Source organism: Brevundimonas naejangsanensis DSM 23858, from assembly GCF_000421705.1.
GTDB classification, from domain to species: Bacteria; Pseudomonadota; Alphaproteobacteria; order Caulobacterales; family Caulobacteraceae; genus Brevundimonas; species Brevundimonas naejangsanensis.
In genome coordinates, this window is the sequence record NZ_ATXN01000006.1 from 126,534 (window position 1) to 139,139 (window position 12,606).

Sequence of the window (12,606 nt, forward strand, 5' to 3'; positions counted from 1 at the left end):
CCCTTTCGATGCGAGTCACCCAGGGCCTCGTCCGCGCCGTCGTCACGGCCGCGGGCCGCACCGCCACCATCGACGGCGAGCGTCGCCGCACCTGGCGCGAGGTCGGCGATCGCGTCGCCCGCCTGGCTGGCGGCCTGCACGAACAGGCCGGGCTGAAGACCCGCGACCGGGTCGCCATCCTGGCCCACAACTGCGACCTCTATTTCGAAACCTATTTCGGCGTGCTGTGGGCCGGCGGCGTACTGACGCCGCTGAACACCCGCCTGGCCACGCCCGAACTGGCCTTCCAGTTGAGGGACGCCGGGGTCGAGACCCTGTGCTTCGGCGAGGAGTTCGCCGCCGTCGCCGAACAGCTTCTGGCCGAGGGCGCGGTGCAGCGCCTGATCGCCCTGGACGGGACGCCGGGCGCGTCCCCGCACCTGACGCATGAAGGCCTGATCCAGACTTGCGAACCGGCCGAGGAGCACCTGGCCGCCGACGGCGACCTGGCGGGCATTTTCTACACCGGCGGCACCACCGGCCTGCCCAAGGGGGTGATGCTCAGCCACGGCAATCTGCACGCCATCGCCTCGAACCTGCTGATGACCATCCCGTTCGACGAGACGGGGGTCAATTTCCACGCCGCGCCCATGTTCCATCTGGCGGACATCGGCATCCTGTTCGCCACCATGACCGGGGCGACCCACGTCTTTCGCCGCAGCTACAACGCCGAGACCATGCTGGAGGCCATCGCCGAGCACGGCGTGACGCACTGCTTCACCGTGCCCGCCGTCATCGACCGCATGGCCAAGTATGATCGGCTGGATCAACTGGATTTGTCGCAACTGAAGATGCTGGGCTACGGCGGCTCGTCCCTGCCCGCCGCCACCCTGGCCCTGGCGCGCGAGAAGTTTCCGCACGTCGGCTTCATCCAGGGCTTCGGCCAGACCGAAATGGCCTCTGTCACCGTGCTGACGCCCCAGGACCACCAGTGCGCCGACGACCACCCGCGCCTGCGCTCCTGCGGCAAGGTGGCGCCGGGCTTTGAAATCCGCATCGTTGACGAAGCCGGAAACGAGGTCCCGCGCGGCCAAATCGGCGAGATCGTCGGCCGTGGCGACAACGTCATGCAGGGCTATTGGAACCGCCCCGAGGAAACCGCCGAGGTCATGCGCGACGGCTGGCTGCACACCCGCGACGCGGGGTGGATGGACGAGGACGGCTACATCTACATCACCGACCGGCTGAAGGACATGATCGTGTCCGGGGCCGAGAACGTCTATTCGATCGAGGTCGAGAACGCCCTGTCCTGGCACCCGGCGGTCGAGGAAAGCGCCGTCATCGGCATCCCCGATCCGGTCTGGGGCGAGCGGGTCCACGCCGTGGTGGTGTGCAAGGTCGGCGCCTCCCAGCCCAGCTTCGAGGAGTTGTCCGCCTTCTGCCGCCAGCGCATCGCCGGCTACAAGACGCCCAAGAGCGTCAGCTTCAGCGAAACCCGCCTTCCCCGCAGCGCCGCCGGCAAGATCCAGAAAAACCCGGTGCGCGAAGCGGTGCTGAGGGATCTGAACCTGGCCTGAAATCAGCGTCAGCGAAGAGGGGAAGAGGCGGACGAGGGGTTGTCCGCCTTTTTTCTTTATTCTGAAATCCAGAGATCGTTCATCCGGCATGAAAAAGGCGGGACGCTTGCGCCCCGCCTCTCCTGTTCACGTATCCGCCAAGGCGATCAGGCCGCCAGCGGCTTGGGCGCCGGATAGAAACGCTCCCCCATCTCGGCCATGGTCTTCAGCAGGGCCGGCGGCGCGAACCGCTCGCCGTACTGCGCGGCCAGAGCCTCGCAAGCGGCAGTGAACTCAGCCACGCCGACGCTGTCGATCAGGCTGATCGGGCCGCCCGTCCAGGGTGCGAAACCCCAGCCCAAGATGGCGCCGACATCGGCGTCGCGGGCGGCGGTGACGACGTTTTCGTCCATGCAGCGCGCGGCCTCGACGGCCTGGCGATACAGCAGACGCTGCTTCAGATGCTCGACCAGTTCCGGCGAAGACTGGCTGATCTTGACCGGATACATCTCGGCCAGACCGGCCCACAGGCGCTTGGGCTCGCCTTGCGGATAGTCATAGACGCCCTTGCCGTTCTTACGGCCCCAGCGCTCCTGCCCGACCATGTCGATCAGGAATTTGTCGGTGTCGCCCGCCACGGGCGCCGGCAGGTTCAGGTCGATGCGACGCTGGCCCGCCACGCGGTCCACCAGATCAATGGCCACGTCGTCCAGCAGCTCCAGCGGGCCGCGCGGCATGCCGGTCATGCGGCCGACGTTGTCGATGATGGCGGGGGCGATGCCCTCGATCAGCATCTCCAGACCTTCGCGGATGTAGGTGTCGAACACGCGGCTGGTGAAGAAGCCACGACTGTCGTTGACGACGATCGGCACCTTCTTCAGTTGCTTGCAGTAGTCCAGCGCCTTGGCCAGAGTCTCCTGCGAGGTGGCCTTGCCGACGATGATCTCGACCAGCTCCATCCGGTCGACCGGCGAGAAGAAGTGGATGCCGATGAAGTTGGCCGGGCGCTCGGCGGCTTCCGACAGGCCGGTGATCGGCAGAGTCGAGGTGTTCGAGGCGAACACGGCGTCCGGCCCGATCTGGGCCTCGGCGCGCTTGGTGACGTCGGCCTTGAGGGCGCGGTCCTCGAACACGGCCTCGACCACCAGGTCGGCGCCCTTGATGGCGTCATAGTCGGTGGTGGCGGTGATGCGGCCGACCAGTTCGTCGGCGGCGGCCTGGCTCATCGCGTCCTTGGCCACGGCCTTGGCGACCAGGGTTTCGGAATAGCCCTTGCCCTTGTCGGCGCCGGCCTGGGCCACGTCGATCAGGACGGTGTCGATGCCGACCCGCGCCTGAGCATAGGCGATGCCCGCGCCCATCATGCCGGCGCCGAGAACGGCGGCCTTCTTGATGGTGTAGGTCGGCACGTCCTTGGGACGGGCGCCGCCCTTGGCCAGGGCCCGTTTCGACAGAAACAGCGAGCGGATCATGGCCCGCGCCTGTGGCGACTGCTGGGTGTCCAGGAACAGCCGCGCCTCGACCCGCAGGGCGGAATCCATCGGCAGGTTGAAGCCTTCATAGACGCAGCGGGCGATGTTCTTCTGGGCCGGATAGTTGCCGTAGCTCTTGGCCATGATCTTGGCCGGCGTCAGGATGAAGCCCGCCGAACCGGCGTCCGAGTAGGGGCCGTCCGGCATGGCATAGCCCTTGCGGTCCCAGGGCTGGACACCCTCGCCGCCGTTCATGATCCAGGCCTTGGCGGCGGCCAGGGCCTGACCCGGCTCGACCACCTCGTCGACGATGCCGATGACCTTTGCCTTCTCCGCGTCGACCGGGGCGCCGGTCAGCATCAGATCCAGGGCGGCGGGCACGCCCGCCAGGCGCGGCACGCGCTGAGTGCCCCCGGCGCCGGGCAGCAGGCCGATGGTCACTTCCGGCAGGCCGACCTTGGCCTTGGTCGAGGCGACGCGGTAGTGCGCCGCCAGCGTGAACTCGAAGCCGCCGCCGAGCGCGATGCCCTCGATGGCCGCCGCGACCGGCTTGCCGACCGTCTCCAGCGCGCGAAGCGCCCGGCTCATGCGCGAGGTGGCGGGCAGCGCGGCTTCGCGCGCCGGGCCCTCGGCCTGACCGCCGGCGGTCTCGCCCAGTTCGCCCAGGTCGGCGCCGGCGCAGAAGCCGTTCGCCTTGCCCGAGGCCAGGATGGCGCCCTTGATTGAAGCATCGTCGCGAATCTTGGCGATGATGGCGTCGATGTCGGCCACGGCGCTGTCGGTGAAGGTGTTCATCGTGCGCCCCGGCACGTCGAACAGGAAGGTGGCGACGCCGTCGGCGTCCACCGAAACGGTGAAGTTGTTCATGTCGTTGTCCTGACTGTCAGATCGCGATCAGACGCGCTCGATGATGGTGGCGGTGCCCATTCCGGCGCCGACGCAGAGGGTGGCGAGGCCGGTCGCCTTGTCGGTGCGCTCCAGCTCGTCCAGCAGGGCGCCGAGGATCATGCCGCCGGTGGCGCCCAGCGGGTGGCCCATGGCGATGGCGCCGCCGTTCACGTTCATCCGATCGTGCGACACCTTCAGCTGCTGCATGAAGTACATGACCACCGAGGCGAAGGCCTCGTTCAGTTCGAACAGGTCGATATCGCCGATGCTCATGCCCGCGCGGGCCAGGGCCTTCTGCGTCACGGCGACCGGGCCGGTCAGCATGATGGTCGGCTCCGAACCGATCGAGGCCGAACCGACGATGCGGGCGCGGGGCTTCAGCCCCATCTTCTCGCCCATCTCCCTGGTGCCGATCAGGACGCCGGAGGCGCCGTCGACGATGCCGGAGGAGTTGCCCGCATGGTGGACGTGATCGATCGCCTCGATCTCGGGATAGCGCTGACGCATCACCGAGTCGAAGCCCGCCGCGCCCAGACCCGCGAACGAGGGCTTCAGGGCGCTCAACGTCTCGACCGTGGTTTCCGGGCGGATGAATTCGTCGTGGTCCAGCACCGTCACGCCCGCGTGCTTGACCGGGACGATCGAGGTCTTGAAGCGGTCGGCGGCCCAGGCGGCGGCGGCGCGCTTCTGGCTCTCGGCGGCGAAGGCGTCGACGTCGGTGCGGCTGAAGCCGGCCAGGGTGGCGATGGCGTCGGCGCCGACGCCCTGGGGCGCAAAGCCGGTGGTGAAGGCCACGTCCGGGTCCGCCGACCAGGCGCCGCCGTCCGAGCCCATCTTGACCCGGCTCATGCTCTCGACGCCGCCGCCGATGGCCGCGTCGGCCTCGCCGAAGACGACCTTGGCCGCCGCCGTATTCACGGCTTCCAGGCCCGAGGCGCAGAAGCGGTTCATCTGCACGCCCGCCACCGTCTGGGCCAGGCCGGCGTTGAGGGCGGCGACGCGAGCGATGTTGGCGCCCTGCTCTCCGATCGGCGCCACGCAGCCCAGGATCACGTCGTCGATCAGGCTGGTGTCGAGCGCATTGCGGTCGCGCAGGGCCTGAAGCACCTGGGTCGCCAGGGAGATGGCGGTCACTTCGTGCAGGCTGCCCTTGGCGTTACCCCGGCCGCGCGGCGTGCGCACGGCGTCGTAGATATAGGCTTGTCTCACAGGTCGGTTCCTCGTGCAGGGATCAGGCGTCGCCGGGCGCGCGCGGTTGCGGCGCAGGGGTCAGGGAGAAGCGGGGGGCCGGGGCCGGCTGCACCACGCCGTTCAGGGTGATGAAGGCCTCGCGGACCTTGTTGTGCGGATGCTCGGGCGCCTCGGTGAAGGACAGGACGGGGGCGAAGCAGGCGTCGCTGCCCTCCATCAGGACGCGCCACTCCTCGCGGGTCTTGCGGCGGAAGATGTCGGTCAGGCGGGCGCGGCGTTCCTCGATGCCGTCCGGGCCGTTCTGATCCAGGAACAGGGGATCGTCCGACAGGCCGGTCGCCTCCAGCAGCCGGGCGTAGAAGGGCGGCTCGATCGAACCGATAGCGATGAACAGGCCATCAGCCGTCTCATAGGTGTCGTAATAGGGCGCGCCTGTGTCCAGATAGTTTGCGCCCCGCGCGTCGGACCAGATGCCCTGGCCGCGAAAGCCCCAGATCATGCCCATCAGCAGGGAGGCGCCGTCCGTCATGGCGCAGTCGATCACCTGCCCCTGCCCCGTCGTGCGCGCCGACAGAATCCCCGCCAACATGCCGAAGGCCAGCATCATGCCGCCGCCGCCGAAGTCGCCGACCATATTGATCGGCGGGGTCGGCTTTTCGCCCGCCCGGCCAAAGGCATTCAGCGCGCCGGTGATGGCGATGTAGTTGATGTCGTGGCCGGCCGCCTTGGCCAGCGGCCCTTCCTGGCCCCAGCCCGTCATGCGGCCGTAAACCAGGCGCGGATTGTCGGCCAGAAGCAGCTCCGGCCCCAGGCCCAGCCGCTCCATGACGCCGGGGCGATAGCCCTCGATCAGGCCGTCGGCCTCTCGGATCAAAGCGCGGGCGGCCGCCCTGCCGGCGTCCGATTTCAGGTCCAGTTCGACCCTGCGGCGCGAGCGCGCCAGCACGTCCGACGGATCAATGCGGACGCCGGGACGAGCGATGCGGATGACCTCGGCGCCGTGGTCGGCCAGCATCATGCCGGCGAACGGGCCAGGGCCGATGCCGTCCATCTCGATGATCTTCACGCCGGCCAAGGCCCCACTGGAATGGCCGCCGCCGGTTTGGGCCGCCGCGCTCATCGGGGCGACGCCCCGCCGATGTGATCCGCCATGACCATTCCTCCCGCTGATCCCCTGTTCGGAGCTTCATGCGGTGATCGGACGGGCGACCAATCTTGTCAAGAAATTTGACTTAAGGGATTTTCGATCGCGGCTCGATAGAGGGCTCCAAGCCGCCCAGAAAATTACGCAGACCCTGGCGCAAGGCCTCCAAATTCTCACTTCCCACGGCGTTTTCCAGCTCGCTCTCCAGTTCGCGCAGCACCTTTTGGGCGTCGTCGCGAATGGCTTGGGATTCCGGCGCGAAGCGGACGATGCGCGCCCGCTTGTCGTGCGGGTCAGGCGCCAGCTCCAGCAGCTTGCGGTCGACCATTTCGGTCAGGAACTGGCTCATCGCCTGGCGCGACACGCCCAGGTTTTCGGCCATGCGCGCGGCGCGCGTCTCGCCGTTGGCGACATTGACCAGGATCAGCGACTGGGACCGGCCCAGCCGACTCCAACCCCGCGCGTCGAGGCGGGCCTGGAGCTGCTCGTCGAACCAGTAGAGGGTCCGCACAAGGTCGAGCATGAGCAAGGAACGATTCATGCCTCAGTCTCGCCGTCCGCCGACCGTCGGGGAAGCCCAAAACATCGTCATGTCGATTTTTAGTCAACTTACTTGACATTTAGATCGGTCCGACGCGAACCTGCCCGTCCCAGAAAGGGAGGAGTATGAACATGACGAGCGACAAGCTCGCGGACCGGCGCATTCCAGCCGGCAATGATTTTCTGGCCCCCGAGGCCGTCGCTGCGATGAGCCCGACCGAACTGGTCGCGCGGGTCACGGCGCTGAAACCCATGATAGCCGCCGCCTCGCAAGAGGCCGAGCGCCTGCGCCGCCCGGTCGACGCCGTGTGGGACGCCCTGCGCGCCACCGGCTATTTCTACATGTATGTGCCGCGCAAATTCGGCGGGCTGGAGTTCGATCCCCAGACCTATATCGACGCCACCCTGGCCATCTGCGAGGCCTGCCCCTCGACCGGCTGGACCGCCAGCTTCGCCGCCGAGCACAACTGGCTGATCGCCCAGTTCCCCGAGCAGACCCAGGCCGAGGTCTGGGGCCGCACCCCCTATGTCATCGCGCCCAGCGTCGCCGCCCCTCCGGGCAAGGCGGTGCGCGTCGATGGCGGTTTCCGCATCAGCGGCCGCTGGAAGTTCGGCACCGTGGTCATGCACGCCGACTGGGTCATGCTGAACGCCATGGAAAGCATGGGCGAAGGCAAGCCGCCCGTCGTGCGCATGGTGCTGGTCCGCGCCGAGGACGTGAAGGTGCTCGACACCTGGTTCATGAGCGGCATGGCCGCCACCGGGTCCAACGACATCGTGGCCGAGGACCTGTTCGTGCCTGAGGCCTACACCTTCGTGGTGTCCGAGGTCCGCACCGGACGCGGCAACGGCTCGCGCATCCATGACAACCCGCTCTATAGCGCGCCGATGCTGCCGCAACTCTGCGTCACGGCGGCCCTGCCGTCGGTCGGCGCCGCTCGGGCGGCGGTCGAACTGAGCCGCCAGCGGCTGACGGTGCACACCAAGATGGGCGGCCAGTCGACCCAGGTGGACAAGCCCGCCGCCCAGATGCGCCTGGCCCGCGCCGACCTGATGGTGCGCTCGGCCGAACTGTCGATCCGCCAGGCGGCCGACGAGAACCTGACGCTCTCTACTCTCAGCGACGAGGAGCAACTGCCGCACCGCCTGCGGCTGCGCGCCCAGATCGCCTATGCCGTCAGTCAGTGTCTGGAGGCGGTCCGCACCTGCTGCGATTCCTCGGGCTCGGGCCTCTATGCGCTCGACAATCCGATGCAGCGCATCCTGCGCGACATCGAGGTTATGGCCAGCCACATCGTCTACGACATGGACGTGTCCACCGAACTGCACGGCCGGTCGATGGTCGGCCTGGCGCCGAACTCGCTCCTGACCTGAGCGTTTATCTGATCCCTCACTCGGGGGCCGTTCGCGGCCCCCTTTTTTTGGCCGAGATCCGCCGCCCCTCGCCCGGGAGGAGAGGGGCTGGGACGATCAATCCACGTGTTGGGCGTCGTCGATCTTGATGACCGCGCCGGTGGTGTAGGCGGCCGCGTCCGAGGTCAGGAAGCCGATCACCGGCGACAGGGCGTCGATGGGCATCAGGCGCTTGCGCGGCAGTTTGGAGATCATCTTCTGGCCCGCCTCGCTGGTGAACCACTCTTCGTTGATGTCGGTCAGCATATAGCCGGGGCAGACGACATTGACGCTGATGCGCGCGCGCGACCACTCATTGGCCAGGGCGCGGCCCAGCATGACCGCCGACGCCTTGGAGGCGCAGTAGGCGACCAGGCCGGTCAGGGCGTGCAGGCCGCCCATCGAGGCCAGGATGACGACGCGGCCACGCTCGGACTGGCCGCTGGCCAGCAGGCGGCGCCCGCCTTCGCGCGCGGTCAGGAAGACGCCCCGGCTGTTGACCGCCTGGATCTGGTCGAACTCTTCGATGGACAGATCCGTGGCCGGGCCGTCGGCGTTGACGCCGGCGTTGGCGATGACGGTGTCGACCAGGCCGAAGCGCGCTTCGGCGGCGTCATAGCCAGCGATGACCGAGGCCTCGTCGGACACGTCCATGGACACGGCCAGGGCCTCGCCGCCCGCCGCCTCGATCTCGGCGACCAGGGCAGCCAGGCGGTCGGCGCGGCGTGCGGCCAGAACCACCTTGGCCCCGCCTCGCGACAGGACGCGCGCGAACTCGGCGCCGATGCCCGAAGAGGCGCCGGTGATCAGGGCCACGCGACCGTCATGGCTCAAGTGGGTCATGCTTGTTTCCTCTCGCTTTGTTCTTTTTGGGTGGCGGACAGCCAGGCGCGCGTCATGGCGCTGGTCCGGGTCCGCTGCAGCTTCTCGTTAAGCCAGACTGCCGCCGCGCACAGAGCGTCGACATCGACCGCCATCTGGCCGTTCAGGGCGTAGGTCACGTCCTCGGAGGCGACATTGCCCGCCGCGCCGGGCGCGAAGGGGCAGCCGCCCGTGCCGCCGATGGAGGCGTCCACCGTCACGGCGCCCGCCGCCACGGCCGCAACGGCGTTGGCGACGCCCGTGCCGCGCGTGTCATGGAAATGCACGCGCACCGGCAGGGGCCGCACCGCCTCGACCACCGCTGCGACCAGGCGCGACACCTCGTCCGGGCGGGCCACGCCGATGGTGTCGGCCAGGGCGATCTCCAGCGGACCGAAGGCGGCCAGGCGCCGCGCCATCTCCACGACCCGCGCCGGATCGACGGCGCCCGACAGGGGGCAGCCGAAGGCGACCGAAATCGTGACCTGGGCGTCGCGCCCTGCGGCGCGCGCCTGTTCGATCACACGCCCAGCCATGGCGAGGCTCGCGTCCACGTCCAAGCCCTGATTGGCCGTCCCGAACACATCCGAGGCGGCGACCACGATCCCCAGCTCATCCACGCTCGTCGCCAGGGCGCGCCCGGCGCCGCGCTCGTTCAGCACCAGGCCGATGGTCCGCACGTCGTCGCGACGCGGCAAGGCGGCGATCACCGCCTCGGCGTCGGCCATCTGCGGCACCAGCTTGGGATTGACGAAGCTGGCGACCTCCAGCCGCCGCGCGCCCGCCGCGATGGCCTTCTCGATCAGCTGCACCTTGTCCGCCGTGGACAGGATGGTCTTTTCGTTCTGAAGGCCGTCGCGGGCCGAGACCTCGACCAGTTCGATCATGCTCCGGTCTCCTTCGGCGCCGCCAGTTCGTGACGATAGCGCGGCTGGTCGACCGCCAGCATGTCCAGCGCCGTGCGGCGCAGATGGTCGAACACCACCGCATCGTCAGCGCTGACCGTCCCGTCACGCAGCGCCTCGGCCAAGGCGAGGTTCAACGCGGCGTAATCGCCGTCGCGGCCCAGGATGGCCTGCATCCGGGCCACGGCGGCGGCCTCGGCGGCGGGCCATTGCGTCAGTTCGCGGGTGACGATGCCCAGCGCATTGGCCGCCACCTTGCAGTGAAAGCCCTCGGCCGGAGAGGCGGCGTCGTTCAGCCAGGCGGCCGTCGCCTCCAGCAGTTCGTCCTTGCGCGGTCCTTCGATCATCGCGAGGCCTCCATCAGAGCCAGAAGGTCAACTTCGCATTCGCTGAGGCGTCGGCCGATCACCGCCCGCTCGACCGAGCGCGACGCGCCGGTGGCGAAGGTGCGGTACATCATCATCGTCACCACCGCCCATTTGAACGTGCCGACCGCCTGCCAGAAGCGCACGCGTTCGACCGACAGCGGTTCGCCCCCGGCCACACGATAGGCTTCGAGCAGGGTCTCCAGATCAGTGAAGCCGCCGACCGCGCGATGCGTCACGCCGAAGCGCCAACTGTTGACGCACAGCCAGCCCAGGTCCTCGGCCGGATCGCCCAGGTGGGCCAGCTCCCAGTCCAGAACGGCGGTCAGGCCGGTCTCGGGATCGACCATCAGATTGCCGTTGCGGAAGTCGCCGTGCACCAGACGCGGCGCGATGGGCTCGGGCAGGCGCGCCTCCATCCAGCGCAGCGCCGCCTCCATGACCGGACGCGGGCCGCTGCTCTTGCGATAGATGTCGGCGTAGCGCGCCAGAACGGCCCGCGCGTCCTGCGTCTCCAGCGGCGGCAGGGCGGACAGGTCGATGGCGTGGATGCGGGCCAGGGTCTCGCCGCACTGGCGGCCCAGGATCGCGCGGGCCGGGGCGAAGGCGGGATCGGCGGCGATGCGGCGGCCCAGGGTCTCGCCCGCCACCCGTTCGACCACATAGGCCTCGCCCAGCCCGTCGGCCTCGATGCAATCGCGCACCAGCCGGGCGACGGGCGCCCCGGCGGCCTCGGCGGCCTGCAGCAACTTCGCCTCGATAGGCAGCGGCAGGGAGGTCTCGAACACCTCGGCCTCGCGGCCCCCGCCGCGACGGCGCAGGATCAGCGGACGGCCAGCCCCCTCGCCTTCCCCCGCGCCCCGCACGTCGAAGGCCCAGGTTTCGAGGCTGGCGCCTCCGGTCAGGCGGCGCAGGCCTGTGGCGCGTTCGCCGCCAGGAGCCAGCAAGGGAGCCAGGGCGTTCAGCCGCGCCAGGACGAAATCGGTCGCGTCGGCGGCGCTGGAAGGATCGGATGCGGACATGGCTCGATTGATGGCCGCACAGGCCGATCTTTGTCAAATAGATTGACGTTTATTGCACACCCGGCACAGGATGCATCAAACGACCTTCCCTAGTTTGAGAGCCTCCGATGAGCGTCCACCCCGGCCCCGCCGCCTACACCCAGGAAGACATCGACCTGTTCCGCGAGGGCCTTTGCAAATTCCTCGACGCTGAATGCGCGCCGGAGAAGATCGAAGCCTGGAACCGCAACAAGATCGTCGAGCGCGAGATGTGGACCAAGGGCGCCGAGTTCGGCCTGTTGGGCCTGTCGGTTCCTGAAGAATACGGCGGCATGGGCGCTGACTTCCGCCACGAGCGCGTGCTGATCGAGGAGTTCGGCGCGCGCGGCATGGAGGGCTGGGGCGTGCCGCTGCACAACATGATCGTGGCCCCCTACATCATCGCCTTCGGCACCGAGGAGCAGAAGCAGGCCTGGCTGCCCAAGGTGGTCTCGGGCGAGATCGTCCTGGCCATCGCCATGACCGAGCCGGGGACGGGATCGGACCTGCAGGGCATCCGCACCCGCGCCCGGCTTGAGGACGACGATTGGGTGCTGAACGGCCAGAAGACCTTCATCTCCAACGGCCAGACGGCGGACCTGATCCTGGTGGTGTGCCGCACCTCGGACAACGGCTCGCGCGGCATCTCACTGATCGCGGTGGAAGGCGACCGCGCCGGGTTCACCCGGGGCCGCAACCTCGACAAGATGGGCCGCGACGCGCAGGACACCTCCGAGCTGTTCTTCGAGGACGTGCGCGTCCCGGCGTCGAACCTGATCGGCGGGGCCGAGGGCAAGGGCTTCGGCCAGCTGATGGCCATGCTGCCGCAAGAGCGTCTGGGCATCGCCGCCATGGGGCTGGCCATCCTGGAGCGGGCGCTGAGGCTGACGGTCGACTACACGCGCGAGCGCCACGCCTTCGGCAAGGCGCTGATGGAGTTCCAGAACACACAGTTCACCCTGGCCGACATCAAGGCCAAGGCGGTGATCGCCCGCAGCTTCATCGACACCTGCACCGGAAAACTGATCCGGGGCGAACTGGACGCGGCCACCGCCTCCATCGCCAAACTGTGGATCACCGAGACCGAGCTGGAGGGCGTTAACAAATGCCTGCAATTGTTCGGCGGCTATGGCTACATGAACGAATATCCCATCGCACAGCTCTACAAGGACGCCCGAATCGACACCATTCACGGCGGCACGTCCGAGGTCATGAAGCTGCTGATCGCCCGCACGCTCTGAACACAGGGGCCGCCAAGCGTCAGTTTACACTT

11 protein-coding genes are annotated in these 12,606 nt (G+C 68.4%); 3 read left to right on the top strand and 8 right to left on the bottom strand.

Annotation, left to right across the window (positions count from 1 at the left end; genetic code table 11):
• Window positions 1-8 precede the first annotated feature (8 nt).
• A complete protein-coding gene (locus H556_RS0112930) occupies window positions 9-1,556 on the top strand; it encodes a class I adenylate-forming enzyme family protein (protein ID WP_024354837.1) in 1,548 nt (515 codons plus the stop codon).
• Window positions 1,557-1,702: 146 nt separating this feature from the next.
• Here the strand turns inward: H556_RS0112930 and H556_RS0112935 are convergent, their stop codons facing one another.
• The 4 genes from H556_RS0112935 to H556_RS0112950 all read right to left on the bottom strand — a co-directional run bounded on the left by H556_RS0112935 (window position 1,703) and on the right by H556_RS0112950 (window position 6,771).
• A complete protein-coding gene (locus H556_RS0112935) occupies window positions 1,703-3,874 on the bottom strand; it encodes a 3-hydroxyacyl-CoA dehydrogenase NAD-binding domain-containing protein (protein ID WP_024354838.1) in 2,172 nt (723 codons plus the stop codon).
• Window positions 3,875-3,901: 27 nt separating this feature from the next.
• The gene (locus tag H556_RS0112940) at window positions 3,902-5,104 is read right to left on the bottom strand and encodes an acetyl-CoA C-acetyltransferase (protein WP_024354839.1); all 1,203 of its coding nucleotides are present in this window, start codon (window positions 5,102-5,104) and stop codon (window positions 3,902-3,904) included.
• 22 nt (window positions 5,105-5,126) lie between these two features.
• A complete protein-coding gene (locus H556_RS0112945) occupies window positions 5,127-6,206 on the bottom strand; it encodes a CaiB/BaiF CoA transferase family protein (RefSeq protein ID WP_024354840.1) in 1,080 nt (359 codons plus the stop codon).
• Window positions 6,207-6,318: 112 nt separating this feature from the next.
• The gene (locus H556_RS0112950) at window positions 6,319-6,771 is read right to left on the bottom strand and encodes a MarR family winged helix-turn-helix transcriptional regulator (protein ID WP_024354841.1); all 453 of its coding nucleotides are present in this window, start codon (window positions 6,769-6,771) and stop codon (window positions 6,319-6,321) included.
• A gap of 131 nt (window positions 6,772-6,902) precedes the next feature.
• On the opposite strand from H556_RS0112950, the gene H556_RS0112955 reads away from it, so the two are divergent.
• Window positions 6,903-8,144 (top strand): acyl-CoA dehydrogenase family protein, encoded by a 1,242-nt coding sequence (locus H556_RS0112955; protein ID WP_162140914.1) that lies wholly within the window; start codon window positions 6,903-6,905, stop codon window positions 8,142-8,144.
• 96 nt (window positions 8,145-8,240) lie between these two features.
• Here the strand turns inward: H556_RS0112955 and H556_RS0112960 are convergent, their stop codons facing one another.
• The 4 genes from H556_RS0112960 to H556_RS0112975 are packed head-to-tail and all read right to left on the bottom strand — an operon-like array spanning window position 8,241 to window position 11,315.
• Entirely contained in the window at window positions 8,241-9,005 is a 765-nt protein-coding gene (locus H556_RS0112960; RefSeq protein WP_024354843.1) for an SDR family NAD(P)-dependent oxidoreductase, read from the bottom strand.
• A complete protein-coding gene (locus H556_RS0112965) occupies window positions 9,002-9,910 on the bottom strand; it encodes a hydroxymethylglutaryl-CoA lyase (RefSeq protein WP_024354844.1) in 909 nt (302 codons plus the stop codon). The genes H556_RS0112960 and H556_RS0112965 overlap by 4 nt, the downstream gene beginning before the upstream one ends.
• Window positions 9,907-10,275 carry a DUF6285 domain-containing protein gene (locus H556_RS0112970; protein WP_024354845.1) on the bottom strand — a complete coding sequence of 123 codons (369 nt, stop codon included), beginning with the start codon at window positions 10,273-10,275 and terminating at the stop codon, window positions 9,907-9,909. The genes H556_RS0112965 and H556_RS0112970 overlap by 4 nt, the downstream gene beginning before the upstream one ends.
• Window positions 10,272-11,315 carry a phosphotransferase family protein gene (locus H556_RS0112975; RefSeq protein ID WP_024354846.1) on the bottom strand — a complete coding sequence of 348 codons (1,044 nt, stop codon included), beginning with the start codon at window positions 11,313-11,315 and terminating at the stop codon, window positions 10,272-10,274. Before H556_RS0112975 ends, H556_RS0112970 begins: the two co-directional genes overlap by 4 nt.
• A gap of 107 nt (window positions 11,316-11,422) precedes the next feature.
• Here H556_RS0112975 and H556_RS0112980 point away from each other — a divergent pair, with 107 nt between their 5' ends.
• Window positions 11,423-12,574: an acyl-CoA dehydrogenase family protein gene (locus tag H556_RS0112980; protein ID WP_024354847.1), complete on the top strand. Its 1,152-nt coding sequence runs from the start codon at window positions 11,423-11,425 to the stop codon at window positions 12,572-12,574.
• Window positions 12,575-12,606: the final 32 nt, after the last annotated feature.

What these genes read in the sequence shown, in the direction of transcription:
- H556_RS0112945 (WP_024354840.1), bottom strand. Translation starts at nt 6,206, where the DNA reads ATGAGCGCGGCGGCCCAAACCGGCGGCGGCCATTCCAGTGGGGCCTTG.
- H556_RS0112950 (WP_024354841.1), bottom strand. Translation starts at nt 6,771, where the DNA reads ATGAATCGTTCCTTGCTCATGCTCGACCTTGTGCGGACCCTCTACTGG.
- H556_RS0112980 (WP_024354847.1), top strand. Translation starts at nt 11,423, where the DNA reads ATGAGCGTCCACCCCGGCCCCGCCGCCTACACCCAGGAAGACATCGAC.
- H556_RS0112960 (WP_024354843.1), bottom strand. Translation starts at nt 9,005, where the DNA reads ATGACCCACTTGAGCCATGACGGTCGCGTGGCCCTGATCACCGGCGCC.
- H556_RS0112975 (WP_024354846.1), bottom strand. Translation starts at nt 11,315, where the DNA reads ATGTCCGCATCCGATCCTTCCAGCGCCGCCGACGCGACCGATTTCGTC.
- H556_RS0112970 (WP_024354845.1), bottom strand. Translation starts at nt 10,275, where the DNA reads ATGATCGAAGGACCGCGCAAGGACGAACTGCTGGAGGCGACGGCCGCC.
- H556_RS0112955 (WP_162140914.1), top strand. Translation starts at nt 6,903, where the DNA reads ATGACGAGCGACAAGCTCGCGGACCGGCGCATTCCAGCCGGCAATGAT.
- H556_RS0112935 (WP_024354838.1), bottom strand. Translation starts at nt 3,874, where the DNA reads ATGAACAACTTCACCGTTTCGGTGGACGCCGACGGCGTCGCCACCTTC.
- H556_RS0112965 (WP_024354844.1), bottom strand. Translation starts at nt 9,910, where the DNA reads ATGATCGAACTGGTCGAGGTCTCGGCCCGCGACGGCCTTCAGAACGAA.
- H556_RS0112930 (WP_024354837.1), top strand. Translation starts at nt 9, where the DNA reads ATGCGAGTCACCCAGGGCCTCGTCCGCGCCGTCGTCACGGCCGCGGGC.